The sequence below is a fragment of the Prevotella melaninogenica genome, assembly GCF_003609775.1.
Lineage (GTDB): Bacteria > Bacteroidota > Bacteroidia > Bacteroidales > Bacteroidaceae > Prevotella > Prevotella melaninogenica_A.
In genome coordinates, this window is the sequence record NZ_AP018049.1 from 800,534 (window position 1) to 825,103 (window position 24,570).

General features: G+C 38.3%; 23 protein-coding genes, 4 tRNA genes and 1 pseudogene. 14 read left to right on the forward strand and 14 right to left on the reverse strand.

Translation table 11 applies throughout. The annotated features are described in order from the left end of the window. Positions 1-75: 75 nt before the first annotated feature. On the reverse strand, positions 76-477 hold the full coding sequence (locus PMEL_RS03175) for a DUF3127 domain-containing protein (protein ID WP_120173936.1): 402 nt from the start codon (positions 475-477) through the stop codon (positions 76-78). 211 nt (positions 478-688) lie between these two features. Between PMEL_RS03175 and dnaN the strand changes: the two genes are divergently transcribed. From dnaN to PMEL_RS03210, 7 genes are all read left to right on the forward strand, one after another. After that, positions 689-1,813, forward strand: a complete 1,125-nt coding sequence (gene dnaN, locus PMEL_RS03180; RefSeq protein WP_120173937.1) for a DNA polymerase III subunit beta — start codon at positions 689-691, stop codon at positions 1,811-1,813. 95 nt (positions 1,814-1,908) lie between these two features. Next, positions 1,909-2,763 (forward strand): 3'-5' exonuclease, encoded by an 855-nt coding sequence (locus PMEL_RS03185; RefSeq protein WP_120173938.1) that lies wholly within the window; start codon positions 1,909-1,911, stop codon positions 2,761-2,763. A 4-nt stretch (positions 2,764-2,767) separates the two neighbouring features. Beyond that, on the forward strand, positions 2,768-3,979 hold the full coding sequence (gene coaBC / locus PMEL_RS03190; protein WP_120173939.1) for a bifunctional phosphopantothenoylcysteine decarboxylase/phosphopantothenate--cysteine ligase CoaBC: 1,212 nt from the start codon (positions 2,768-2,770) through the stop codon (positions 3,977-3,979). Beyond that, positions 3,915-4,841: a DUF4835 family protein gene (locus tag PMEL_RS03195; RefSeq protein WP_231999402.1), complete on the forward strand. Its 927-nt coding sequence runs from the start codon at positions 3,915-3,917 to the stop codon at positions 4,839-4,841. The genes coaBC and PMEL_RS03195 overlap by 65 nt, the downstream gene beginning before the upstream one ends. Positions 4,842-4,904: 63 nt before the next feature. After that, the gene (gene recN / locus PMEL_RS03200) at positions 4,905-6,575 is read left to right on the forward strand and encodes a DNA repair protein RecN (RefSeq protein ID WP_120173940.1); all 1,671 of its coding nucleotides are present in this window, start codon (positions 4,905-4,907) and stop codon (positions 6,573-6,575) included. A 23-nt stretch (positions 6,576-6,598) separates the two neighbouring features. After that, a complete protein-coding gene (locus PMEL_RS03205) occupies positions 6,599-8,281 on the forward strand; it encodes a serine protease (RefSeq protein WP_120173941.1) in 1,683 nt (560 codons plus the stop codon). A gap of 87 nt (positions 8,282-8,368) precedes the next feature. Beyond that, a tRNA-Arg gene (locus PMEL_RS03210) sits at positions 8,369-8,443 on the forward strand. 162 nt (positions 8,444-8,605) lie between these two features. Here PMEL_RS03210 and PMEL_RS03215 read toward each other — a convergent pair. The 7 genes from PMEL_RS03215 to sppA all read right to left on the reverse strand — a co-directional run bounded on the left by PMEL_RS03215 (position 8,606) and on the right by sppA (position 15,153). Beyond that, a complete protein-coding gene (locus PMEL_RS03215) occupies positions 8,606-9,589 on the reverse strand; it encodes a transposase (RefSeq protein WP_120173942.1) in 984 nt (327 codons plus the stop codon). Then, complete coding sequence (locus PMEL_RS03220) at positions 9,555-9,941, reverse strand: hypothetical protein (RefSeq protein ID WP_120173943.1); 387 nt, start codon at positions 9,939-9,941, stop codon at positions 9,555-9,557. Before PMEL_RS03220 ends, PMEL_RS03215 begins: the two co-directional genes overlap by 35 nt. 146 nt (positions 9,942-10,087) lie before the next feature. Beyond that, positions 10,088-10,160, reverse strand: a tRNA-Phe gene (locus tag PMEL_RS03225). A 132-nt stretch (positions 10,161-10,292) separates the two neighbouring features. Next, a complete protein-coding gene (locus PMEL_RS03230; RefSeq protein ID WP_120173944.1) occupies positions 10,293-11,402 on the reverse strand; it encodes a thiamine-phosphate kinase in 1,110 nt (369 codons plus the stop codon). Between the two features lie 93 nt (positions 11,403-11,495). Then, positions 11,496-12,260, reverse strand: a complete 765-nt coding sequence (locus tag PMEL_RS03235; RefSeq protein ID WP_231999403.1) for a purine-nucleoside phosphorylase — start codon at positions 12,258-12,260, stop codon at positions 11,496-11,498. Next, positions 12,190-13,368 carry a tetraacyldisaccharide 4'-kinase gene (gene lpxK / locus PMEL_RS03240; RefSeq protein WP_120173946.1) on the reverse strand — a complete coding sequence of 393 codons (1,179 nt, stop codon included), beginning with the start codon at positions 13,366-13,368 and terminating at the stop codon, positions 12,190-12,192. The genes PMEL_RS03235 and lpxK overlap by 71 nt, the downstream gene beginning before the upstream one ends. A 6-nt stretch (positions 13,369-13,374) precedes the next feature. Beyond that, on the reverse strand, positions 13,375-15,153 hold the full coding sequence (gene sppA, locus PMEL_RS03245; protein ID WP_120173947.1) for a signal peptide peptidase SppA: 1,779 nt from the start codon (positions 15,151-15,153) through the stop codon (positions 13,375-13,377). A 94-nt stretch (positions 15,154-15,247) separates the two neighbouring features. On the opposite strand from sppA, the gene PMEL_RS03250 reads away from it, so the two are divergent. Both PMEL_RS03250 and PMEL_RS03255 read left to right on the forward strand, forming a co-directional pair. Continuing rightward, entirely contained in the window at positions 15,248-16,300 is a 1,053-nt protein-coding gene (locus PMEL_RS03250; protein ID WP_120173948.1) for a glycerate kinase, read from the forward strand. Between the two features lie 135 nt (positions 16,301-16,435). After that, positions 16,436-16,648: a hypothetical protein gene (locus tag PMEL_RS03255; protein ID WP_120173949.1), complete on the forward strand. Its 213-nt coding sequence runs from the start codon at positions 16,436-16,438 to the stop codon at positions 16,646-16,648. An 8-nt stretch (positions 16,649-16,656) separates the two neighbouring features. Here the strand turns inward: PMEL_RS03255 and PMEL_RS03260 are convergent, their stop codons facing one another. Next, the gene (locus PMEL_RS03260) at positions 16,657-17,253 is read right to left on the reverse strand and encodes a hypothetical protein (protein WP_145985344.1); all 597 of its coding nucleotides are present in this window, start codon (positions 17,251-17,253) and stop codon (positions 16,657-16,659) included. A gap of 578 nt (positions 17,254-17,831) precedes the next feature. Here PMEL_RS03260 and PMEL_RS12315 point away from each other — a divergent pair. Further along, a pseudogene (locus PMEL_RS12315) lies at positions 17,832-18,057 on the forward strand (hypothetical protein); the annotation flags it as partial. 120 nt (positions 18,058-18,177) lie between these two features. Here PMEL_RS12315 and PMEL_RS12555 read toward each other — a convergent pair. The 5 genes from PMEL_RS12555 to PMEL_RS03285 all read right to left on the reverse strand — a co-directional run bounded on the left by PMEL_RS12555 (position 18,178) and on the right by PMEL_RS03285 (position 20,135). Beyond that, complete coding sequence (locus tag PMEL_RS12555) at positions 18,178-18,282, reverse strand: hypothetical protein (RefSeq protein ID WP_410524635.1); 105 nt, start codon at positions 18,280-18,282, stop codon at positions 18,178-18,180. Between the two features lie 212 nt (positions 18,283-18,494). Then, positions 18,495-18,980, reverse strand: a complete 486-nt coding sequence (locus PMEL_RS03270; RefSeq protein WP_120173951.1) for an ankyrin repeat domain-containing protein — start codon at positions 18,978-18,980, stop codon at positions 18,495-18,497. Between the two features lie 55 nt (positions 18,981-19,035). Continuing rightward, positions 19,036-19,152, reverse strand: coding sequence for a GH-E family nuclease (locus PMEL_RS03275; protein WP_197715120.1), 117 nt, complete (start codon positions 19,150-19,152; stop codon positions 19,036-19,038). Between the two features lie 306 nt (positions 19,153-19,458). Beyond that, a complete protein-coding gene (locus PMEL_RS03280; protein WP_145985345.1) occupies positions 19,459-19,863 on the reverse strand; it encodes a hypothetical protein in 405 nt (134 codons plus the stop codon). Between the two features lie 2 nt (positions 19,864-19,865). After that, positions 19,866-20,135: a hypothetical protein gene (locus tag PMEL_RS03285; protein ID WP_145985346.1), complete on the reverse strand. Its 270-nt coding sequence runs from the start codon at positions 20,133-20,135 to the stop codon at positions 19,866-19,868. Between the two features lie 985 nt (positions 20,136-21,120). Here PMEL_RS03285 and PMEL_RS03290 point away from each other — a divergent pair. The 4 genes from PMEL_RS03290 to PMEL_RS03305 all read left to right on the forward strand — a co-directional run bounded on the left by PMEL_RS03290 (position 21,121) and on the right by PMEL_RS03305 (position 24,561). Continuing rightward, positions 21,121-22,536 (forward strand): threonine/serine exporter ThrE family protein, encoded by a 1,416-nt coding sequence (locus tag PMEL_RS03290; RefSeq protein WP_120173954.1) that lies wholly within the window; start codon positions 21,121-21,123, stop codon positions 22,534-22,536. Positions 22,537-22,855: 319 nt separating this feature from the next. Further along, a tRNA-Lys gene (locus PMEL_RS03295) sits at positions 22,856-22,928 on the forward strand. Positions 22,929-22,967: 39 nt separating this feature from the next. Continuing rightward, positions 22,968-23,040 (forward strand) — tRNA-Lys (locus tag PMEL_RS03300). A gap of 96 nt (positions 23,041-23,136) precedes the next feature. Then, positions 23,137-24,561: a S8 family peptidase gene (locus PMEL_RS03305; protein WP_120173955.1), complete on the forward strand. Its 1,425-nt coding sequence runs from the start codon at positions 23,137-23,139 to the stop codon at positions 24,559-24,561. The last annotated feature ends 9 nt before the right edge of the window (positions 24,562-24,570 follow it).

Consider the following 24,570-nt stretch of genomic DNA (forward strand, 5'->3'; position numbering starts at 1 on the left):
CTGTTAAAACAAAAAACAGACTCTACTAAATCAGAGAGTCTGTCTTTATTTATATCGGAAAATCGTGTAATTCTATTAGAATGGTAAGTCATCTGTAGAATTCTCCTCTGGTTGTGCAGGAGGGAATGGAGTAGCCTGTGGCACAGCAGGAGCTGGCTGAGGAGTAACAGGAGCTGCAGCAACAGGTGCACCAGCCATAGCAGCTGTAGCGTCTACACGCTGAATGTTCCATGCACGAATATTGTTAAACCAACGGCCGTTGTACTCGTGTGCATCAATGTCAAAACTTACATTGATTTCTTCACCAGCCTTGATAGCGAACTGCTCAATTCTATCAGCACCAAAAACATTGAAAACCATCTTCTTTGGGTACTGGTCGTGTGTCTCAATCACATACTCTTGTGACTTCCATGGTCCTCGAGCTGAAGTTCCTTCACGTGCAGGAAGGACAGCAATTACTTTTCCTTGTAAATCCATTTATCTTACTTGTTTTGGTTATTTTAATACTTTATTCTGTTTGCGAAATTACTAAAATAGTTCTAAAAACCGAAACTTTTATACTTAATTTTTGTTTTTCACGTCCCTTTTTTGTATTTTTGTACGATGAAGTTGAAAGATGGTAGTGGACGCGTTTCAGCCATCTGGATATCTAATAAGTGTAACAGAATATTAACTAAAATACATACTAATGAGATTTAACCTTTCAAGCACTGCATTGAGCAGCCGGTTGTTGACTCTCTCTCGAGTAATTAATAGTAAGAACTCTCTGCCTATCTTGGATTGCTTCTTGTTTGAAGTTCATGATGGTCAGCTTACTATTACTGCGTCAGATAGTGAGAATGTCATGCGCGGAACATTGAATCTTGAGAGTTGTGAAGGCGAGGGCAATTTTGCAGTGAACAATCATACGATTCTTGATGCTGTGAAAGAACTCCTAGAGCAGCCATTGACACTGGATGTAAATCTGGATGAGATGAAGATTTATGTTACCTATCAGAATGGTTCTTATAACTTCCCAATTCTTAATGCTGATGAGTATCCAAAGGCTCAGTCAGTATCAGACAATGCTACAACGATTACACTTCAGGCAGAGAAGTTATCAGATAGTCTGACGCGCTCACTTTTTGCAACAGCACAGGACGAGCTTCGCCCAGTGATGAATGGTGTTTATTTCGATTTGAAAGAAGATGGCTTAGCTGTTGTTGCCAGCGATGGTCATAAGCTCGTAAGAAATAAGAACTTCTCTATTAAGAGTGATTCTCCAGCATCATTTGTTCTTCCTAAGAAGCCTGCTTCGTTGTTGAAGAATGTTCTCTCAAAGGATGGCGGTGATGTCGTTATTCGTTTTGATGAGCGTTCTGCTGAGATTTCTTTTGCAGAAGGAAATCTTGCGTGTCGTTTGATTGAGGGTAAATATCCTAATTATAATAGCGTAATTCCACAGGACAATCCTAATCAGGTTACGATTGATCGTAAGTCATTGATTGGTGCTTTGCGTCGTGTATTACCTTTTGCAAGTGACTCTTCGCAGTTGATTCGTTTCCATGTATCAGCTGGTTTGTTGGAGTTGAATGCTGAAGATATTGATTTTGCAACAAGTGCTAAAGAGAGTGTTACTTGTGAGTATGGTGGCAATCCTATGAGCATTGGCTTCAAAGGTTCAAGTATGCTTGATATCTTAAATAACCTTGAGAGTGATGATGTTGTCATTCAGTTGGCTGATCCATCACGTGCAGGTGTAATTGTGCCAGGTACTCAGCCTGAAAATGAGGATATTCTCATGCTGATTATGCCGATGCTGTTGAACGATTAAGGAACAAGTGAAATAGATTTTATCGGGAGGATGGCTGTGTATCTTCTATATAGCCATTCTCCTTTATGATTATATATAGGGTTATACACATAAGTATGAAACTGAATTTGACAAAGCCTTTGATAGTTTTCGATTTGGAAACAACGGGACTTGACCTCGTAAACGATCGTATTATCCAGATTTCTTTCATTAAGGTTTATCCTGACGGAAAGGAAGAAAGAGAAAATATCTTTATTAATCCTGAGAAGCCCATACCTGCTGAGGTAACGATGTTGACGGGTATTTCAGATGCAGATGTGGCTGATGCACCAACCTTCAAGCAGAAGGCTAAAGAGTTGTCAGACAAGTTTGCTGGCTGTGATTTTGCTGGATATAATTCTAATCGTTTCGATGTTCCAATGTTGGCAGAGGAGTTTTTGCGTGCCGGTGTTGACTTTGATTTTTCAAAATGTCGTCTGATAGATGTGCAGAACATCTATCATAAGATGGAGCGTCGTAATCTTGCTGCTGCTTATAAATTCTACTGTGGCAGGAAGATGGAGGATGACTTTGAAGCGCATAGGGCTGATCAGGATACTGAGGCTACATGGCGTGTACTGCAGGGCGAGCTTGAAATGTATGCCCCTGGCAAGCAAGAAGAAGAGGACCGTGTGTTGAATAACGATATGGACGAGCTTGCTGAGTTTTCACGCATGAATGACTTTGTAGACTTTGCGGGTCGTATGATATGGTGTGACATGACTGATAAAGATGGTAATCAGCTTTTAGATGCTGCAGGAAAGCCACGTCGTCATGAAGTATTCAACTTTGGTAAGTATAAAGGCTGGGATGTAGCTGAAGTCTTACGTAAAGATCCTGGCTATTACAGTTGGATGCTTGCAAGTGATTTTACTTATAACACAAAGCAGGTATTGACACGTATTCGCCTGAGGGAGTTTAATAATAAGTAAGGTGATGCTGAAAGGAAAGAAAATAGTATTAGGTATAACAGGCTCTATTGCTGCATATAAGAGTTGTCTTATTATCCGTGAGCTAATAAAGAGTGGGGCAGAGGTACAGGTGGTTATAACGCCTGCAGGTAAGGAGTTTATTACTCCTATCACGCTGTCTGCATTAACACAAAAACCCGTTGTAAGTGAGTTCTTCTCACAGAAGGATGGTACGTGGAACTCTCATGTAGACCTTGGACTATGGGCTGATGCAATGGTTATTGCTCCTTGTACAGCTGCAACATTGGGCAAAATGGCAAATGGAGTAGCTGACAATATGCTTATTACTACTTATCTTTCAATGAAAGCCCCTGTCTTCATTGCGCCTGCAATGGACTTAGATATGTATAAGCACCCGTCAACGCTGAAGAATATAGAGACGTTACGTAGCTTCGGGAATCATATTATTGAACCTGGTAGCGGTTTTCTTGCCAGTGGTTTGGAGGGAAAAGGAAGAATGGAAGAGCCTGAGAATATTGTCAAGACTTTGGCAGACTTCTTCTCTACTTTATCGGAGTCGCAATCTTATACAGAAGATTTAAAAGATAAAAAGATTCTTATAACAGCTGGTCCTACATACGAAAAGATAGACCCAGTACGTTTTATTGGTAATTATTCATCTGGCAAAATGGGCTTTGCTTTGGCAGAAGAATGTAGCCGACGTGGAGCAAAGGTTGTACTCGTTGCAGGGCCTGTAAGTCTTACTTGTTCTGATCGTATTCAGCGAGTTAATGTTGAAAGTTGTAAGGAGATGTATGAAGCTGCAGTAGGGGAGTTCCCTAATTGTGATGTAGCAATCCTTTGTGCAGCAGTCGCAGACTTCCGACCAGACGAGGTTGCGGAGCAAAAGATTAAGCGTGAGGGTGACGATTTGCTGTTAAAGCTGAAGCCTACGCAGGATATTGCTGCAGCGATAGGCAATATGAAGGGAAAAGAACAACGCATAGTTGCTTTCGCCTTGGAAACGAATGAAGAAGAAAGCAATGCCCAAAGAAAGCTGGAAAAGAAGAATGCTGATTTCATTGTTTTGAATTCAACGAGAATTCCGGGAACGACTTTCCAGGCAGATGATAACCAAATAATGATTATCAACAAAGAAGGTAAGAAGAGTTATGCAAAGAAACCAAAGGCAGAAGTGGCTCGTGATATTGTTGACGAGCTTGTTTCTATTCTCTAAAGGAGAGTTAGCTGCACAAGAGTTAAATGCAAAGGTAACCGTGAATCATAATCAGATTCAAGGTACGGATGCTTCTGTCTTTGAGAATTTGCAGCAGACTTTGGAGCAGTTTATTAATACACGCCAATGGACTCATTATCAGTTTCAAAGGAATGAACGTATAAACTGCAACTTTAATATAACTGTAAGCAAGTATGACCCAGGTAGCAACCTCTTTACTTGTTCTGCTTTAATACAAGCAAACCGACCTATTTATAATGCTGCTTATAGTTCTACACTCTATAATAATCAAGATGGTGACTTTAACTTTACCTTTGCTCAATTCGATCAAATTGAGTTTAATGAGGAGAATATAGATAATCAACTGACGGCACTGATAGCCTATTATGCTTATCTTATCATAGGATTAGATTTGGATTCTTTCTCTCCTATGGGAGGTGAGGACGTCTTACAGCGTTGTATGGTTTTGACGAATAATGCACAGAATCTTAACTTTACGGGATGGAAAGCTTTTGACAATTCTCGCAATCGCTTTGCTATTATCAACGATTATCTTGATGGTGCTATGAAGCCTTTCCGCCAATTGCAGTATGATTATTACCGTACAGGTTTGGATGAAATGGCTAACAATGCAGAACGTGGTCGTACAAACATTACAGCAGCCTTGGAAAATGGATTAAAGAAAGCACATGAGAACCGTCCAATAAGTATGCTACCACAAATATGGACAGACTATAAGAAAGACGAGTTGGCTAATATATATAAAGGCAAAGGAACACAAAAAGAAAAAGAGTTGGTCTACGATATTCTATTTGGTATTAATGCCAGTCAGAATATTACATGGGATAAAATAAAGCAGTAGTAATCTCATAGTAACGCAAAGTAGTCATATACCTTTATTTCAATTATTCAAATTGGCAAATATATGCTGAAACATCTATATATAAAGAACTACACATTGATTGACCAATTGGATATAGCTTTCCACTCGGGTTTCTCGGTTATTACTGGAGAGACAGGTGCGGGAAAGAGTATTATCTTGGGTGCAATTGGTTTGCTATTAGGCAATAGGGCTGACAGCAAACAGATAAAGCAAGGAGAGAAGAAATGTACGATTGAGGCACATTTCGACCTCTCTAACTATGGCTTTGAATCCTTCTTTGAAGAGCAGGATATAGATTTTGAACCTGAAGATACAATCGTTCGTCGTGAACTAACGGCTACAGGAAAGTCACGTGCTTTTATCAATGATACTCCAGTATCACTGCAAATGATGCGTGCATTGGGTGAGCAGCTTATTGACATTCATTCGCAGCATCAGAATCTGTTGTTACAGAAGGATGACTTCCAGTTGAATGTTGTGGATATTATTGCTCAAGACAATAAGGAATTGGCTGCTTATCGTTTGGCTTATCATGACTATAAAGAAACTGAAAGGCGTCTTTCTGATTTGAAAGAGCAGATTTCCAAAGCACAGGAAAATGAAGAATTTATGCGTTTCCAGTTCAGTGAATTGGAGAATGCAGGCTTAATTGAAGGCAGACAAGAAGAATTGGAGCAGGAGAGTGAAACTCTCTCTCATTCAGAAGATATCAAAACTGCTTTCTACGAGACTGATAATCTGTTGAATGATGACGACAATGGAGTTATCCGAAAGCTGGGACAGAGTCTGGATAGCCTTGGAAATATTGAGAAGGTATATCCTAAAGCGCAAGAACTTGTACAACGTTTATCATCTGTACATATAGAACTGAAAGATATTGCAGGTGAGATTGGTAGTGAAGTTGAGAATATAGACTTTGACCCTTCTTGCTTAGATAGTATAAATCAACAACTTGATTTGCTGAATACACTTGAGCAGAAGTATCACGTTTCTACAGAGAAAGAACTCATTGAGATACGTGATAACATTGCTAATCAGCTAAAGAATATTGATAACAGTGATGAAGAACTGGATTTACTTGAGCAAGAAGTGAAGACAAAACTTACTGCTTGTGAAAAGCAAGCAGAGAAGTTGACTGCACTCAGACGTAAGGCTACCAAGACTGTTGAAGAACAGATGAGTAGTCGACTTATACCATTGGGTATTCCGAATGTTAGATTTAAGGTTGATTTGTCATCTAAACCATTGTCGTTGGATGGTGCAGATAAGGTTCAATTCCTTTTCTCTGCCAATACAAGTACGGCTATGGAACCAGTTGCACAGGTGGCATCTGGTGGTGAGATTGCCCGTGTAATGTTATCGTTAAAGGCAATGGTAAGTGGGGCAGTGAAGCTGCCAACGATTATCTTTGACGAGATTGACACGGGTGTGAGTGGTAAAATTGCTCAGAAGATGGCATTTATCATGCAGGAAATGGGTGATAACAATCGTCAAGTTATTTCCATTACTCATCTTCCACAGATTGCAGCTTTGGGTAGCTCACACTATAAGGTTGAGAAGGAGGAAACGACAGAAGGAACGCGTAGTCACATGCGTGAGCTGACTCAAGAGCAACGTGTGAATGAAATTGCGCAGATGCTTTCGGGTGCTGATGTCTCTGATGCTGCTTTACAGAATGCTCGTGAACTATTAGATTTAAGTAAGAAGAAATAATAACACCTTACTAAAAATATACAATGAAAGAAATAATGAACATGAAACTGAAAACTTTAATTTTGACCATTGCCCTCATATTGGGTGCCTCTACTAACATTTTTGCTCAGCCTGGTGCAGTTAAGAAGGCTGCAGATGCTGCTTTTACATTGACAACCTTTAAAGCAGACGGTAGTATTTTAGCAACATCTAACGGCGTATGTATTAGTACGGAAGGTATTGCTGTGAGTCCTTGGAAGCCTTTTATAGGAGCAGATAAGGCTGTTATTATTGATGCTAAAGGACAGAAACACGAGGTGGAATGCCTGCTTGGTGCCAATGAGATTTATGACATTGTTAAGTTTCAAGTGAGCGGTAAGACTGTTGCTGCCCCTTTGGCAACAACTGTTTCTGCAGGGGATGAAGCATGGGTTACACCTATGTCAAAGGGTGGTAATGCAGAGAAAGCAGATGTGTCAAGTGTTGAAAAGTTCATGGATAAGTATAATTATACGATTCTGAAATCTTCAGCTACCGATAAGTTGAATGGTGCTCCTGTCTTTAATACTAAAGGACAGGTTATCGGTTTGTTTAATTCTGCTGGCGAATCTCAGAGTTCTACAGATGCAAACTATGCAAAGGACTTTATTGTTAAGGGACTATCACAGAATGATATTACTCTTCGTCAGAGTGATATTCGTATTGGTTTGCCAAATACGATAGAAGAGGCTGTTGTTGCTCTGATGCTCTCTTCTGAGAAACCAGCCAATATTCATGAAGCTGTTGTCAACGAATTTATTACAAAGTTCCCACAGGCAAATGATGGTTATTATGCTTTAGCGAATTTACAGATAGCAAAAGGTGAGGTCGCTAATGCTGATAAAACTATGCAAACTGCTATTAGTAAGGTCGCAGCAAAGGATGAAGCACATTATAACTATGCTCGTCTGATTTATCGTAATGCACTTATTCAAGAGTTTGCTGAAAAGACAAAGTCTGTAGGATGGACATTGGATAAGGCTTTGGATGAGATTAAGAAAGCTCAAACTGCTAAAGCAAACGATGCATATCGTCATCTTCAGGCACAGATTATCTTCGCAAAAGGTGATTATGCAAAGGCATATACAGAGTTTGAAGCATTGACAAAGACTAAGTTTAATAATCCAGAACTTTACTTAGAGATGGCGCAGAGCCGTCAGCATTTGGGAGCTAATGACCAAGAGATTCTTGAATTACTTAATAAGAGTATCGAACTTTGTGATACACCATACGTATCTACTTCTGCTCCATATTTTTATACACGTGGTCAGCAATTAGAGAAGATGGGGGAGTATCGCAAGGCTGTACAGGATTATTATACGTATGAATATTTTAATCAGGGACGTCTTGGTGCTGCTTTCTATTATATGCGTGAACAGTGTGAGGTGAAGGGACGTATGTGGCAGCAAGCTCTGCAAGATATTCTTATTGCTTCACAACTTGACCCTAAAGAAGCTTTATATCCAACAGAGGCAGGTAGCCTTTTGTTACGTCTAAACAAGGTAGATGCTGCTATTAGTGCTGCTCAACAGGCAATTCAACTTGATGCTTCTTTACCTGATGCCTATCTTATTCTTGGCATTGCTCAATGCGAAAGCAAACAGAAAGAAGAAGGTCTAAAGAATATTCAAAAGGCTAAGGAACTTGGCAATACACAAGCTGATACTTTCCTGCAAAAATACAAATAAATTCACTATATAAGTTTGTTGTAACGAAATTTGGGGAATGGAATTTGGCAGAACCGAATTAAATCCGTACCTTTGCACTCGCATGATGGTTCCGTAGCTCAGTTGGATTAGAGCAACAGCCTTCTAAGCTGTGGGTCTTGGGTTCGAACCCCAACGGAATCACTTAGTGTTATAAGAGGGATATCCGCAAGGATATTCCTCTTTTTATTTTGAAGATTAGTGAGTTATAAGAAGCTTTTCTACTGAGCCCTTGCTAAACTATATGCGTATCCCACTGAATATCTACTGACCCATTAAAAGGGCTCAGTAGGAAAAAGGTGGGGATTATGCATATAGTTTTTTGATTCTAAACAAAAAGAAACTTTTGTCTTTGACTCCTCTCAGATTGGTTCTGAATAATTTTATTTTTGAGTTGAAAGATTCTGCTGCTGCATTTGATGCTCTATTGTTGTAGAAGTTTAGGATATCATCATAATGCTCATAGAATGTAGCTGCAATAACATTGAAAGAATCAAACCCTGCCTCTTCCACCTTATTGTACCATTTAGCCATTGATAACCTTGCTGCATTTTTGATGGTATTCTTGGCAAAAATCATTCTTAAGGAATGACACAGACCATAGGCCGTCTGAAGCTTAGGATAAAGTTCGAAGAGTATCTTAGCTCTCTGTTTCTGTGAGTCTGTCCATTTCTCTGAAGACTTGAACAGAAGATATCTACTCTTGGCTAGCAGTTCCTTCTTCGTATCTCCATTCTCAAAGGTGCGAGGTTGATACTTCTTTCCTATAAGTTTGGCTTCCTGCATTTCATCATTTGCCTCCTGTATGGCTCTCCAACGATAGTCTATCCTCATCTGCTGTACAGCATCACAGGCAAGCTTTTGAACATGAAACCTATCAATGACTCTTTTGGCTTTAGGGAAGCTATGGCGTACTATCTTACGCATACTGTCTGACAAATCTAGTGTTACCTCCTCGACCTTCTCACGCTTTTGTTCATCTATCCTATCGAGGGCCTCACATACCTTCTCAGACTTTGTTCCAGTAACCACTGCTACAAGGCAGCCCTTCTTGCCATATCTATCCCTATTAGTTACTATCGTATAAAGTTCTCCGTTGGAGAGAGCGGTCTCATCTATAGCAAGATGTGAACCAATATTATCAGGAAACAGAAGCCAGTCCTCAGCGTGATCTAGCTGATCCCAATCCCTATAGCTGCTAAGCACCTCCTTATATTGTTTCTCAAACTGATGTCCATCGATATGATAAAATTCCTCAAGCGTACGGCAGGTCACTGGGGATGTCTCCATACGTTTCTTTTAAAAAAGCTCCGAACTCTTTGGAATAACGAGTACCGGAGGCTGTAATATCAACCTGTAAAGGAAGAGAGAAACTCTTGCCTGTACGCGTATCTAACCAACGACGACGGCGAAGAACAAGAATAACTTTATGGTCACGAATAGGGAAGTCTGTCACTTCGACAGCATCCATAAAGCCTTTAGACTCAAAATGAAGGTCATCGGAAAGTTCTTTCTCCATCTTCTCATCAAGATGGATACGCAATAATGAAGGACTAGGTTCTATTTTAACTATAGAGAAGTATTTCAATACATCCTTAGGGAGAACCGACGATGCTAAATGATATAGATAAGTATCTTCCATAATGCAAAGGAAAGAAAAAGATATCAAATAAAGAAATTTCCCCACCTTTTTCCTACTGAGCCCTTTTAATAGGGTGGCGTTAAACTGGAAAAGGAGAATAAAAAAAGAGCGGCCTCTTACGAGAACCGCCCTGATGAAAGGAGGAGTGGTACCACCAGGAATCGAACCGGGGACACAAGGATTTTCAGTCCTTTGCTCTACCAACTGAGCTATGGCACCATCATTATTTGCAATATTTTTGAAACTTATATGCTTGTTTTCTCAATTGCGATGCAAAGGTAGTACTTTTATTTTATTCCTCCAAACTTTTCAAAAAAAAAATATTTGTATTTACATCCTTTAACAGATGAGCTATTTCTCGTTTACAGGCCAACCTTGTGCTATTAATTCAAACTCATTACCATCACGGGCAATAAGGAATGAACCCAAGCTTTCCTTTGTAATATAACCTATCTGTCTGATATTCTCCATTTTATCAATTTTCTCATGATCACCAATAGGTATTGTAAAGAGAAGTTCATAGTCTTCTCCACCATTCAAAGCTGCTGTTGTAAGGTTCATATTGAACTCTTCGCAGGTTGCTGCAGTTTGATAATCGATAGGAATATTTTTTTCGTAAATTCTGCATCCGCAGTGACTTTTCTCACAAATATGCTTTAATTCGCTTGCTAATCCATCAGAGATGTCAATCATTGAAGTAGGGTGTATTCCTGCTGCACGAAGCTGATTGAGGACCTCACCACGTGCTTCTGGCTTCAACTGACGATCAATAAGGTATTCTTTTCCTGCAAAGTCTGGTTGGAAATCCTCTATTGCTGCTCGTTCCTGGCGTAATACTTCAAGTCGTTTCTCGTCTTTATTGCTTTGCGCTTCCTTTACCTTATTATTATACTCTTGCACTTGTTGGTAATAAACAGTCTTTTCACGTTCGAGAATTTGTAGACCCATGTATGCAGAGCCAAGGTCACCTGTTACGCAGATGAGGTCAGTTTCATTTGCTCCACTACGATAGATGATATCATCCTTTGCGGCTTCACCAATGCAAGTGAGATTAATAGCAAGGCCCGTATATGAAGATGTAGTGTCGCCTCCTACAATGTCTACGTTCCATTTAGCGCAAGCTTTATTTAGTCCTGCATAGAACTGATCAAGGTCTTCTACCTTGAAACGTTTACCAAGTCCTAATGAAACAATAAGCTGACGTGGCTGTCCATTCATTGCGAAGATGTTACTCATTGCAATCATAGCCACCTTATAAGCAAGATGCTCCATGTCTATGTAAGTCAAGTCAAACTGTACACCCTCCATAAACATCTGTGATGAGATAAGCGTTTCTTTGTCCGAATAATGTAAAACAGCAGCATCGTCGCCCACGCCCATAATAGTAGAGCTGTTAACAGGTTGAATATCTTTTGTGAGACGGTTGATTAGACCGAATTCACCAAGGTCTTTTATTTCCATTTTATTATAACTTAGTGATATAATGTCTAAGACGTCCTTTATCTATGTTTTATAGAGTAAAGAACGCCTTAGTATAGTGTTATATTTTTTGCTCTATGAGTGTTTAATCATCTCACGCATAATCTCGGTCATACGTGGTTGTGCAGCATTTGCAGCCTCCTGAACTTCTTCATGGCTTACCTTTACAGGAACATCAAAGCCTCCAAGATCAGTAATTACACTGATACCAAATACCTTAATACCACTATGGCGAGCAACGATAACCTCTGGAACTGTACTCATACCAACGGCATCACCTCCCATCTTGTGGTACATACGATATTCTGCAGGTGTTTCAAAGGTAGGACCTTGTACACCCATGTAAACTCCGTGTTGAACCTCAATATTTTTCTCTTTAGCAATTGAGTCAGCCAATTCTACCAACTTATGATCGTATGCCTCGTGCATATCAGGGAAACGTGGACCTGTTGGGAAATTACGCCCACGTAGCGGATGTTCTGGGAACATATTGATATGATCAGTAATAATCATAAGGTCACCAATCTTGAATGATGGATTCATACCTCCAGAAGCATTTGAAACAAACAATGTTTCGATACCTAACTCGTGCATTACACGAATTGGGAATGTAACATCCTTCATGTCATATCCCTCATAGAAGTGAAAGCGACCTTTCATGGCCATGATATCCTTACCTCCAAGTCTTCCAAAGATAAGACTTCCTGCATGTCCTTCTACTGTAGAAACAGGAAAATTAGGTATATCTTGATAAGAAAACGCGTAACTATCAGTTATCTCTGAAGCTAATTGTCCGAGGCCTGTGCCCAGAATGATGGCTGTCTTTGGACTTGTGGTCATCCTCTCTTTTAGCCAAGATGCTGTTTCTTGAATTTTTTCGTACATAGGATATTATTTTTTGATTGAATGACTCTTCCTTGTCAAGCATAAAGCTTACTTTAATAGGAAGCGCATAAATATTTTCTTTTACTTCGTCTGATAATTTGTCTATATCGATAAGTCGAGCCTTATCTTTCTCTGTTGTGACAATCAATTTTGGCTCAGGCATTTTAGCAAAGGTTTCATTAATACGATGAATATCCTTTGTAGTGAATGCATGATGGTCGGGGAAAGAAAGCGTTGTCAGTGCATTATTACCTGTGAAGGAGTTCAAATCCAACTCCAACTGCTTTGGTGACATGATGCCTGCAAGCAATAAAATATTTTTTCCTCTTATCTCTGTGAGGGGTATATTTCTTCCTTTATTGAAGATAGGTTCCAAGTCACAATAGTCTAATGTAGTAAAATAAAGTTGCTGGAAAGGGTAGAGTTCCATTGCCTTACTCAGCACACGATAGTCTATTGGGTTAAGACTCTTTGGGCACTTCGTGATGATAACAATATCTGCACGATTCTTTCCAGAGAGTGGTTCACGTAGTCTTCCTGCAGGAAGAAGTTTATCATAGATGATAAGTCGATGATAATCAACTAACAGAATGTTGATGCCTGGATGTACATATCGGTGCTGAAAAGCATCATCTAAGAGAATAACATCTGTATCTTTTGTTTCTTCATCAGATGTTAGCCGATCTATTCCTTCACAGCGTTTCTTATCAACAGCAACACGAATGTCAGGGAATTTTGTTTTCATTTGATAAGGTTCGTCACCAATCTCACGCATAGGAGTGTTTTCATTCGCCAACACATATCCACGACTTTTACGTTTATAGCCACGTGAGAGGACAGACACCTTCATCTTATCCTTCAGCAATCGGATAAGATATTCTACGTGGGGAGTTTTTCCTGAACCACCCACAGTAATGTTACCAACAGATATGACTGGAATATCAAACTGTCGGGATTTGAGAATATTCAGTTCAAATAACTCATTGCGCAATCTTACTCCCAGCCCATAGAGCCAGCTGAAAGGCAACAGCCATTTGTTTATTTTAATGTGGTCTCCTTCCATATATGATTAATGGATGTTAGGATAAAATGGCAGACGTGCCTGGATTGCACTCTGTTGGTCGATAGTCTTCAAGAGTGTAAAAGGCTCATAATAGTCACCTAAGCTTGCACGCAACTGCTGGCTTAAATAATTATTTGGCTTTGTCTGCTCTAACATTTGTTCCAAGATGTTTGGCTCCTTTGGATAAGCAGATGTTCTGTGATTTGGCAGCTTAGCAAGCTGTGCAGCCTTTGCTACAGCAACATCTAATCCACCAAGCTCATCAACAAGTCCTATCTTTTGAGCATCTTGTCCTGTAAACACATGGCCCTGTGCAACCTTCTCAACCTGTACTTCTGTCATCTTACGTCCTTCTGCTACACGGTGACGGAAGAGTTTATAGCCACGGTTTACATATTGGCTAAGATATGACATTTCTTCTTCTGTGAATGGGCGAGCACGTGTGCCGAAGTCCGCATATTTGTTGGTTTTCACCTCATCAAACTTTAAACCCAATTTCTCTCTCAGTAGACCGCTAACATCAGGGAACATTCCAAAGATACCAATAGAGCCTGTAATTGTTGTAGGCTCAGCAACAATCCAGTTGGCTGGAGCTGACATATAATAGCCGCCTGAAGCAGCCATTCCACCCATACTAACCACGACAGGCTTCAACTTCTTCAGTTCCATAATCTGATGCCAGATTTGCTCTGATGCATAAGCAGATCCACCGCCAGAGTTGACACGTACGACAACAGCCTTGACATCTTTGTCTTTTGCCAGCTTCTCCAAATCCTTACAAACAACTTGTGCGTCAATCTGATGACCTTGTGAGAAGAGACCTCCTACAACACCATCAACAATATCACCATAAGCGTAGTAGACAGCAACCTGATTTTCTTTATCGCCTTGATTCTTATCTTCAGTATTCAGCATATCAGCAATTGTAACTTGATTGATGTCTTTGTCAGCCTCAATACCTAATTGCTTTTTGACGATTCCTTTTATCTGGTCTGTATATAGTAAGCCATCAACGAGCTTCAGTTTTACATATTCTTGTGGGTCTGCAAAGGTTATCATACTGTCTGCGTATGCGTTCAATTGTTCTACTGATAATCCTCTGCTTGCACCAACTTCCTTTGTAATATTCCCCCAGATACTGTTTAAGTAGGCTGATGTCTGCTCACGATTAGCGTCACTCATCTTCTCACCAGTGAACATTTCAGTAGCACTTTTATAAGCACCAACCTTTACAACCTGCATTTTTACACCGAACTTCGCCAAGAGGTCCTTAATGAAAACAGGTTCAGAAGCCAATCCGTGCCAGTCAATTTGTCCTTGTGGATTTAGATAGACCTTGTCAGCAACAGAAGAAATATAGTATGTACCCTGTGTGTAAGTATCTGCGTAAGTAATAATCCATTTCTTACTTTTTTTGAAATCAAGGAGTGCTTTACGTAAAGCCTGCATTGAAGCGTATGAGTCAGAGGCAAAGCCACCTGCTTCGATATATATACCCTTTATTTTATCGTTGTCTTTAGCTTTTCTGATACCTTCAAGCATATTATCAAGACCCAAACTGTTAATCTGAGTGCCTTGCATCTGACTAAGGAAATTATTTTCACTTCGTTCTGCCATTTGTCCAGAAAGATTCAATACAAGTACTGAGTTGTCTTCAGGTTCTTTGGTGGTATCCTGCGATGCAATCATACCAGCAATAGTAAAAAGTGCAAAGAGTCCCGTAACAATGCTAAACAACATCATTCCAAAGAAAGAAGCAAAAACGAATTTGAAAAATTGTTTCATATAAGGTGTATAATTACAGTTTATCTTGCAAAGATATATATAATAGATGTAAAATCCAAATTATTCACGAATTCTTAATAACTTTGCAAGCAATATGAAGCATATTATTTTAGCAATTGATAGTTTTAAAGGTTGTTTATCTTCTGTTGAAGCAGAAGATGCTGCTGAACATGGTCTTCGCGAACGTTGGCAGGAAGTTAAGGTTGTAAAGGTTCCTGTCACGGATGGGGGAGATGGAATGTTGAATGTCTTTTTACATTTATTCGACTGTGAGAAGGTTGCTGTCAATTGCCATGATCCGCTTATGCGACCTATTCAAGCAAACTATGCAGTACGTGAAGATAATACGGTAATTATAGAATCTGCTTTGTCATGTGGTATTAACTTACTCAAGTCGCATGAATTGAACCCTTTACGTGCAACCACTTATGGATTAGGTGAACTCTTTGCAGACGCACTTCAAAGAGGATATAGAAAGTTTATTATAGGGCTCGGAGGGTCAGCTACAAGCGATTGCGGACTTGGTATGTTGGCAGCTTTGAAAGACATTCTTGGGAAAAACTGGCGTGATAAATTCTTACGAGATTTAGATATAACTTTAGCTTCAGATGTAAATAATCCTCTGTATGGCGAACATGGTGCAGCTGAAGTGTTTGGTCCACAGAAGGGAGCGACACCAGAAATGATAGTTTGTTTGGATCGTCGAGCACATACTTTTGCGCGTATGGCTGCTGCTCAGTTAGGTTTTGATTGTTCTTTAAATAACGGTGCTGGAGCTGCAGGTGGATTGGGTTATGCTTTTATGCAGTTTATGAATGCCAAGATGAGGTCGGGTGCAGATGTACTTTTAGAAACTATCAATTTTAGTTCACTTATAGAAGATGCAGATTTAATTATAACAGGGGAGGGTAGTGCAGATAGTCAGACATTAATGGGAAAGATACCGATAAGGGTTTTAGAATATGGTCTTCGCAAGAATGTTCCTGTTATGCTTATAGCTGGGAAGGTAAAGGATGCGGCAGCTTTACTTAAAGCAGGTTTCTCACAAGTCCAATGTATTACACCAAAGGATATGATGCTTACAGAAGCAATGAAGCCTACAATTGCAAAAGAGAATATTCGAAAAGCTATTATACAGTTAAATTAAGGTTTCCGATATGCGGAGTAATAGAGCAGACTAAAGTTAGTGATATAAGCATTGTTGTTTTAATTTTATTTTGCTGTCACTTTTAACACTTCATATAAAGGTGCTGCAAATCAATTGTTTATAGGCTCTTTTTGGATGATATCAGTGACAGGAAAATATATTTTGAATAAATTGTTTTGTTCTGTAAACTTTATTCATCGTATCGAACAACTCTTCGGCAATCCGCCCGATAGTGAGGGGTGGCTTGATAACGAAGCTTTATGTAAGCGTTTGATTATCAGTAAGTGTACCTTGCAATCATACAGAGATGTGGGTAAAATTCCTTATTCAATGATTGGACACAAGTGATTCTCATTTTAAAATATCTTTGGACGCATATCATAATATTTCTTAAACCTATATTCAATCGTATCAGCTATTTGTTGATCACCAATGGATATATCCCAAACTACTTTCAGAAAGGGCGTCGAAGAATTTGGTCTTACAGAGTGTAGAACTAAAGAGATTGCTTTATAACGTCCATTGGTACCTGGAGGTGGAGGTATATCGAAAGGAATTTGTTCTATTGCTATCAATTTGCCCCTTTTAACACGATATGAGTATTGATAATATAGATATGTAGGAAGAATAGCGCCTTTGCGGTCAAGTAATTTTAACGAATTAATTCTAATGAAAGGAATCGTATCTCCAGTTAATTGAAAATGATATTCAAAATTATTATACATAAAAGAATCTACAGCCAACAGGGTTTCATGGCTAAAATAAACTTTCATAGAGTCAGATAATTTATTATCTGACTCTATGTTGCTCAGGGACAAAGAACTATTAGGAGAACATTTGATTACTTGGTAATTATGAATTTCCCCTTTTACAAAATAACCCCAACCTGTTTGTATTATACATGATGTCATAAAAAAACAGGAAAACATGCAAATAACAACTAAATATTTCATTCTTCTTGTTTTGATTCTTTCGATTTTTCTATCGCATTTGTAATATCCTTTAGTGCTACAGAGTAAGCTGCATCAAAATTACTGTGCTTATCATTAAAAGCTTATTTTTCATTTTCACTTGATGCCCTTTCCTATTTTCCTAAATCCTTTGCGCCATTAACAACCATCATTGAAGCAAGCTTAGTATTGTACTCTACTTGCACGATAACTCACATAGATGGCTTCATTCTCGCCACTCGTTCTCACCATGCGCTCGCTATTGGTATCGTGCCAATGCGAGAATAAATGCTTTTGTCGTCCACTATAAGCGGATGATTTCCACGTTGGCAAATGTATATAACATTCTTGAGAAATCCAAAGAAATCGGAATTTATTTTTGAAGATTATTTGTTTTATTGTACATCTTGCATTTTATAATTATTTGAGAAGCTTTATTTTCATAGTTACAACACTCTATTAAAATCGATTTATCCTACAGAAAGGTTTTGGTTACCAGAATGTTGTCGGTATTAACACCTCGATGAAAAACGGCTTGGATGAGATTCCCTAATGAAGATGTAAGAAACTCAAAGTTAATAATCCGAGCAAGGCTCTTGGGCGAAGCCTTTAAGCTCATCACGGAATCTCCTTCAAAAGAAACTTACTTAGTGAAACTATCAGAAATCGTTGCCTTGACTCATAAGATAAGAGTTCTGTACAACGAAGTCGTGAAAATCCTCAATATTTAATCATTCTTTCGCCACTTCTCAACGACTGCTTGGAAAACCCGAAACCTATTACCAAACACTCATCAGACTGCAATAGCAAGCAGTGCTGCTGACAAAATCCCTTGAGAGTAAACAAGAATGGATGCTAATAAATCATAATACCCAATGTTAGTATCGTACTGTGATTGCCCAATCCCTCTTTGGTCAGTTATCAATGTTAGGAAGATAGGCTTTGTATATTGTAGACGGTAATAAAACGGTTCTGGCAATTCTTACATCGGTAGCGTTGTTTACCTGTACTACTTTTACCACTTTTGATAATATTGTTTGAGTGGCAATGCGGACATTGAAACTCAACTCTTAATCTGGAGCGTAAAGTGCGAAGCGTTCTTGTAAGATTATTTTTTCTTTGTTTTGGTTACAAATATGGCAAAAGGCAGAGAGTCTTTTCCAGCCTTTATGCCTAATCTTTAATAATCTTTTAAAAATCAGGTGATTGTTTTGACCTGTCCCGTTTTGGCTCATTATCCACTATCATCGTAATGTATGAGATATATTATTTTTTAAAGTTAATATTTCAATAAGTGTAGTATCAGCAAGTTCAATTGCAAAATCTAAAGGTGACATATTGTTACCATTCTTATTATTAATATCTCCGTTATTATCAACATATAACTGAACAATTTGGTAATTTTCATTGAATACAGCAGTCCACAAAGGATTATTTCCGTATTTATCTTTTACATTTACATCTCCTCCATTTTGCAAAATCAAAGCGGCTATAGATTTATCATCATATTCTGCACAATAGTGTAATGGAGTTTTCCCATTAATATCTTGATGATCCAAATTAATACCCTGTTTTATTAAATATTCTGATATTTTTTGCACCCCACATGTTATAGACTCTTCTAATAAATTTTGATGGTAAGCATTAATTACATTTATATCTATCAAGCTTAGTTTAGAAGTAAACTCCTCATAGTTACCACTTCTAATAATTTGAAATAAATCATTCATAACTTCTAATATTTATTTTTGTTCATATTTATGGCTTCTATTAGAACAAGGAGCTTCAAGGTCTATAATTATCAGGATTTCTAACTTCTTTCAAAAATTTTTCTTTTGATATTTTCCCAGCCATATAGTCTTTGTGTATTTTTTTATATTCTCTTCCTGGTTTATGACCCATATCTCTTGTACTTACCGATATAGGTTGTATTTGAGGCTTATTTCAAAATTAATCATAACTTCTTATTGTTTATGGTTATCAATTATTTAACGTCATTCTTTTCTATTTATTGCTCACGGCTTTTAATACCCATATAAGGGTATTGACCGTTACCCTTGTATGGGTAAGTTCAAACAATCTATATAGGGTTTACCATATTCTTGCTGTTTAATTGTTATACATTCTATTATTTATTGCTGTCGTGGATAGGCGTTTTCGTGCCACGTTTGTTGTTCTTTTTATTTTGATAACTTCTGATTTTGAGTATTAGCAAAACTTATTACTTCCTTTTTTTACGATAATATTAGGATTTAACCAAAACAGAAAAGACAAAACAAAAAGTAAGATAACTACATATAATCCTCTTTCAATACCTGAGTTACGACAAAACACTCTGTCAAGCAACTTGTCATAATAGAAGGTAGTAGTATTATATCCATTTTGCAATCTTTCGCCGTTGGCTATATTAGTAGTATATTTCCTATTTCGATAAATAACCTCGACTGTAGGATGTTGCCTTGAGCTATGTTCCATATATACATTAACTATATTACAAGCTATATTGCATTGAGTAGTAGAGATATTTCTTTCTCTTATATAAAGCAGAGACATATACGCCACAAAGAAACCTAAACCAATGTTTATCAAACAAACAATAATCTTTCTTTTCATTATTAGTTGATCTTTTGGGTTGCTCTTTGAATCCTACTACCTGCTGTTTTTGAAATGGGCTGTCTGGTGCCATCGCTAACAGCATCGAGAGATTCGTTAATCCTCATATTTTTCTGTGCATTCTTGAGTTTAACTGCTTGTTTCCGTGTTACCTTTGGAGTTGCTGACTTTCGTCCCATTAACTCTTTTGCACGATTAAGGTCATGCTTTGATTTATTTGCAGCCTCCTTGAAGATTTTTTTTGGTAAAAAGTGCCCTAATAAATCTCCCATACCAACTTCAACCAAAACTGCTTCTAAACTAAATTCCTCTCCATAAATTGATTTTAATCCACCTTCAAGAGATGAAAAGTCTATTTCTGTAACAACTTTCAGTTCACATAAATGGCTTCATGCTCGCCACTCGTTTTCACTGTGCGCTCGCTATCGGTATCGTAGCAATGTGAGAATACATGCTGTTGTCGTCCACTGTAAGCGGATGATTTCCACGTTGGCAAATGTATATAACATTCTTGAGAAATCCAAATAAATCGAATTTTATTTTTGAAGATTATTTGTTTTATTGCACATATTGCATCTTATAACTATTTGAGAAGCTTTATTTTCATAGTTACAACACTCTATTAAAATCGATTTATCCTACAGAAAGGTTTTGGTTACCAGAATGTTGTCGGTATTAACACCTCGATGAAAAACGGCTTTGAAGTGATTCCCTAACGAAGATGTAAGAAACTCAATGTTTATAGTTCGGATTCTTCTCGTCCACTTCGTTTTCTACGAGAAAATTGTTATCGTTGCGGCATTGATAGAAGATTCTTTGGGCATTGAAGAATAAGGAGAGGGAAAGAAACTCGTTTGTTTTTATTCATCGACTCTTTGATATATACCTTCTCAAACTTCTAATAATCCGTATTTTACTGTTTGTGAAATGATTTGGTGCAGAGGGACAGCACATATTGTGCGGAGGGTTAGCACATCTTGTGCGGGCGGTGAACACCAATGGTGCGGACGGTTACGATGCACAGATTTACTAAGCATAAGAAAACTTGTTTATTACGAATAGGTCTAAAAGAGAGTAGGGGTTTGCGTCGTAAAAATCTATAGTAGTATTACTCGAAAAGTCTGATGAGCTTTTTACTATTGAGAACAAAGTTCTATAATTATTAAGCTAAAGATTTGATTTTTAGCAGCGTAATTTTCCTATACGGATAATAAATTGTACCTTTGCAAAAGTTTTTAAGTTTAAAGATTGTTTTGTATGGACGAAAAACAGATGGATTGTTCCAAGAAAACCCTTCGTAGAAAACTCGATTTGCTCCTTCGTACAGGGCAAATTCTTATGGAAAGTTCTGCTGATACGAGTCGTGTGAAGCGAAATATGGAGCGTACAGCAGCTTATTTGGGACTTCCCAAAGAGAATCTGCACATGAACATTGATTATTATATGTTGCAGGTGAATGTTAGTGACGAATATCATAGTTTTTCTAAGATGCAGCGTTGTGATAAGCATGTAATTAATATGCTTGCTATTCAGGAAGTTTCAAAACTCTCATGGCGTGCTATTCAAAAGGACTATTCGTTAGACAAGTATGAAGAGGAACTTGAGAAGATTGCCAATGGTAAACACTATTACAAGGATTGGATGATTGCTATTGGTGCAGGACTTGCTTGTGGTGGATTCTGTATTCAGTTCGGTTGTGATTGGACAGCTTTCTTCTATGCTTCTATTGCCGCTATATTGGGTAATCGCCTTCGTATGTTTTTGAATCATTCTGGTTCTAATCTTTATGCTAACTTTGCTGTTGCTGCTTTTGTTAGTACAATTCTTGCATGGTTGTCGTCTTTTCTCTCTACACCTACCGTTCAAGCAGCACTACCAGAGTTCCTTCGTCCAATTCTGTTTACAGAAACTCCTTGGCATCCACTCTTAGCTTGTGCCCTTTATATTGTTCCAGGAGTGCCGTTGATAAATGCTGTTAATGACTTGTTAGACAATCATATAAACACGGGATTAGTCCGTGCAATGAACACGCTTCTTATTGTTATTGCAATGTCATTTGGTATTATGTTGGCAATTAAATGTGGTAGCTTTGATGGTTTTGCAAAAGACCTCCCTACTATTCCTCATCATTCTTTCTATGTCTATGCTATTGCAGCTGCAATATCTGCGATGGGTTTTGCAACGATTTATAATATTCCATATCGTTTGATGCCTTGGATTGCCTTAGGAGGTGTTATCTGTGTTTGTACGCGAAACTTTATATTCCTCGACCCTTCATCAGGCAATATAGGACTTGGTTTGGGAATTGTAGTTGGTTCACTTTGTGGTTCAGCATTGATATCTATTATTAATATTAAGGCAGTTCACCTCCTTCATACACCACATCAGTGTATTACAATTCCAGCTGTTATCCCTATCGTTCCAGGTGTATTAATGTATCGTGCACTTTATGGTTTTATGGGAATGCAGGGCGTTGTTGGAGAGGTAACTCATGCTATGTCATTTGCAATTAATGGTTCTTTAGTATTGTTTTGTATTGCTTTGGGTGTAGCTATTCCTAATATCTTTGCAAGAAAGTGGATCGCACCACATCGTAAAGCAAAGTTACAACGTATGATTGATGAGCGTCGTCAGCGTGGTGAGTTTGTTGATTTGCATCAGTATAATGTATAAACTGCTATACTATAAATATTGTATGAGGATGAAACTATTGTCGGTTTCATCCTCTTTTTTGCTTAAATTGTATAGTTTGATTAGACATTAAAGCCGTTTGAAATTACTTATCTGGCGAGAAAGATAATTATAAATACATAAAAATAATCACATCCTCTTAGATTTATGTCATTTTGTAATTGTCATATTATCATATAGTTATAGTAACCTTGTAGCACGTTACTGTAAGATAGTAGACGGATTTGTGACTAAAAAAAGAAAGAAAAGTTTGGTTAATTCGCAAAAAAGTAATACCTTTGCACTCGCAAAAACGAAATGAGCACCCTTAGCTCAGTTGGTAGAGCAACTGACTCTTAATCAGTGGGTCTAGGGTTCGAGTCCCTAAGGGTGTACAAGAATTGATTTCTGACCCAGGTCTTTTCGTTTAGCATGCACCCTTAGCTCAGTTGGTAGAGCAACTGACTCTTAATCAGTGGGTCTAGGGTTCGAGTCCCTAAGGGTGTACAAGAAGGATTTCCTGATAAAGGAAATCCTTTTTTTATTTCTCTTTTTTCCTATATCTGCAGTATAATTCGATTATTTTGTGTAAGTTTGCAGATTATGAAACAAACTCATCTAAAAAGCTACATTATATTTCTACTTCTGCTGGTCAGCACTACTTTATTAGCTTCTAATAAGGGTGGTGGACTGATTGTTTATCCTGGTGGGAAGTGCTATATGTTCCGTGTTACTTTGAAAGACAAGAATGGGACACCTTATTCTTTGGATAAGCCAGAAAGATTCTTATCAAAAGCTTCTATTCTTCGACGTGAACGTCAGGGATTAAAGCTTGATTCGACAGACCTACCAGTATCACCTGATTATATTCAACAGATCAAAAAGAAGGGTGGTGAGGTTGTTGCTGTGAGCAAGTGGAATAACTCTGTTCTTGTTCGTGGTGACAATCGCCAATCATTAGAAGACTTAAAGGTCTTGTCTTTTGTGAAAGAAAGTAAGTTGGTTTTCACATCACCAGACTCTATTCGGCCATTGTCTCAGCGTGTTCGTTATAATTCTGAACTTCAATCTCTTGATTCAACTATTCAAGACTATTATAGTATGGGTAAGGGACAAATTGAGAGTTTGAATGGTAGAAAGTTACATAACCTTGGCTTTATGGGGCAAGGAATGACGATAGCTGTGTTAGATGCTGGTTTTATGAACGTTGATAAAATCCCTGCTTTTAAGAATCTTAATATTAAAGGTACGCGCAATTTTGTAGCAGGATATGATAATGACGTCTATAAAGAGATGGATCATGGTACTAAGACTTTGTCAACGATAGCGATGAATCAGCCTACGGTATTTGTGGGTACTGCTCCAAAGGCAAGTTTTTGGTTGCTCAGAACGGAGGATTATTCGACAGAGAGTTCAGCTGAAGAAGACTTTTGGATAGCAGCTGTAGAGTTTTCAGATTCTGTTGGTGTTGATGTGATCAGCTCGTCTTTGGGTTATCATGGTTTCGATGATAAATCCATGAATTATCGTTACTCCGATTTAAATGGTCGTACAGCACCAATCTCTCAAGCTGCATCTCGCCTTGCAAGTAAAGGAATTATACTTGTGAATAGTGCTGGTAATGACGGTATGGGTACTTGGAAGAAGATTAATGTCCCTGCTGATGCTCATGATATTCTTACTGTAGGTGCAGTCTCTTTGGATAAAGTTAATGCTCCCTTTTCATCAATAGGACCTGCTGCAGATGGTCGTGTTAAGCCTGATGTAATGGCTTTTGGATGTCCAACAAATGTAGTATCGGGTAGGGGATATATCATACCTGATAATGGAACGTCGTTTGCTTGTCCACTCATTGCTGGTATGGTTGCTTGTCTTTGGCAGGCTTTTCCTAATAAGTCAGCCAAAGAGATATTAGAACTTGTACGTCAGTCGGGAAGTAATCGTCAATATCCTGACAACATAATGGGTTATGGAGTACCAGACTTTTGGTCAGCCTATGAGTCTGCAACTCGCAATATTCTGCAGTAATTCCTACAA

Excerpts from the sequence above, each read along its gene's own strand:
- PMEL_RS03175 (WP_120173936.1), bottom strand. The coding sequence starts at position 477 with ATGGATTTACAAGGAAAAGTAATTGCTGTCCTTCCTGCACGTGAAGGA.
- dnaN (WP_120173937.1), top strand. The coding sequence starts at position 689 with ATGAGATTTAACCTTTCAAGCACTGCATTGAGCAGCCGGTTGTTGACT.
- PMEL_RS03185 (WP_120173938.1), top strand. The coding sequence starts at position 1,909 with ATGAAACTGAATTTGACAAAGCCTTTGATAGTTTTCGATTTGGAAACA.
- coaBC (WP_120173939.1), top strand. The coding sequence starts at position 2,768 with ATGCTGAAAGGAAAGAAAATAGTATTAGGTATAACAGGCTCTATTGCT.
- PMEL_RS03195 (WP_231999402.1), top strand. The coding sequence starts at position 3,915 with ATGCAAAGAAACCAAAGGCAGAAGTGGCTCGTGATATTGTTGACGAGC.
- recN (WP_120173940.1), top strand. The coding sequence starts at position 4,905 with ATGCTGAAACATCTATATATAAAGAACTACACATTGATTGACCAATTG.
- PMEL_RS03205 (WP_120173941.1), top strand. The coding sequence starts at position 6,599 with ATGAAAGAAATAATGAACATGAAACTGAAAACTTTAATTTTGACCATT.
- PMEL_RS03215 (WP_120173942.1), bottom strand. The coding sequence starts at position 9,589 with ATGGAGACATCCCCAGTGACCTGCCGTACGCTTGAGGAATTTTATCAT.
- PMEL_RS03220 (WP_120173943.1), bottom strand. The coding sequence starts at position 9,941 with ATGGAAGATACTTATCTATATCATTTAGCATCGTCGGTTCTCCCTAAG.
- PMEL_RS03230 (WP_120173944.1), bottom strand. The coding sequence starts at position 11,402 with ATGGAAATAAAAGACCTTGGTGAATTCGGTCTAATCAACCGTCTCACA.
- PMEL_RS03235 (WP_231999403.1), bottom strand. The coding sequence starts at position 12,260 with ATGACCACAAGTCCAAAGACAGCCATCATTCTGGGCACAGGCCTCGGA.
- lpxK (WP_120173946.1), bottom strand. The coding sequence starts at position 13,368 with ATGGAAGGAGACCACATTAAAATAAACAAATGGCTGTTGCCTTTCAGC.
- sppA (WP_120173947.1), bottom strand. The coding sequence starts at position 15,153 with ATGAAACAATTTTTCAAATTCGTTTTTGCTTCTTTCTTTGGAATGATG.
- PMEL_RS03250 (WP_120173948.1), top strand. The coding sequence starts at position 15,248 with ATGAAGCATATTATTTTAGCAATTGATAGTTTTAAAGGTTGTTTATCT.
- PMEL_RS03255 (WP_120173949.1), top strand. The coding sequence starts at position 16,436 with ATGATATCAGTGACAGGAAAATATATTTTGAATAAATTGTTTTGTTCT.
- PMEL_RS03260 (WP_145985344.1), bottom strand. The coding sequence starts at position 17,253 with ATGAAATATTTAGTTGTTATTTGCATGTTTTCCTGTTTTTTTATGACA.
- PMEL_RS03270 (WP_120173951.1), bottom strand. The coding sequence starts at position 18,980 with ATGAATGATTTATTTCAAATTATTAGAAGTGGTAACTATGAGGAGTTT.
- PMEL_RS03275 (WP_197715120.1), bottom strand. The coding sequence starts at position 19,152 with ATGGGTCATAAACCAGGAAGAGAATATAAAAAAATACACAAAGACTAT.
- PMEL_RS03280 (WP_145985345.1), bottom strand. The coding sequence starts at position 19,863 with ATGAAAAGAAAGATTATTGTTTGTTTGATAAACATTGGTTTAGGTTTC.
- PMEL_RS03285 (WP_145985346.1), bottom strand. The coding sequence starts at position 20,135 with ATGGGAGATTTATTAGGGCACTTTTTACCAAAAAAAATCTTCAAGGAG.
- PMEL_RS03290 (WP_120173954.1), top strand. The coding sequence starts at position 21,121 with ATGGACGAAAAACAGATGGATTGTTCCAAGAAAACCCTTCGTAGAAAA.
- PMEL_RS03305 (WP_120173955.1), top strand. The coding sequence starts at position 23,137 with ATGAAACAAACTCATCTAAAAAGCTACATTATATTTCTACTTCTGCTG.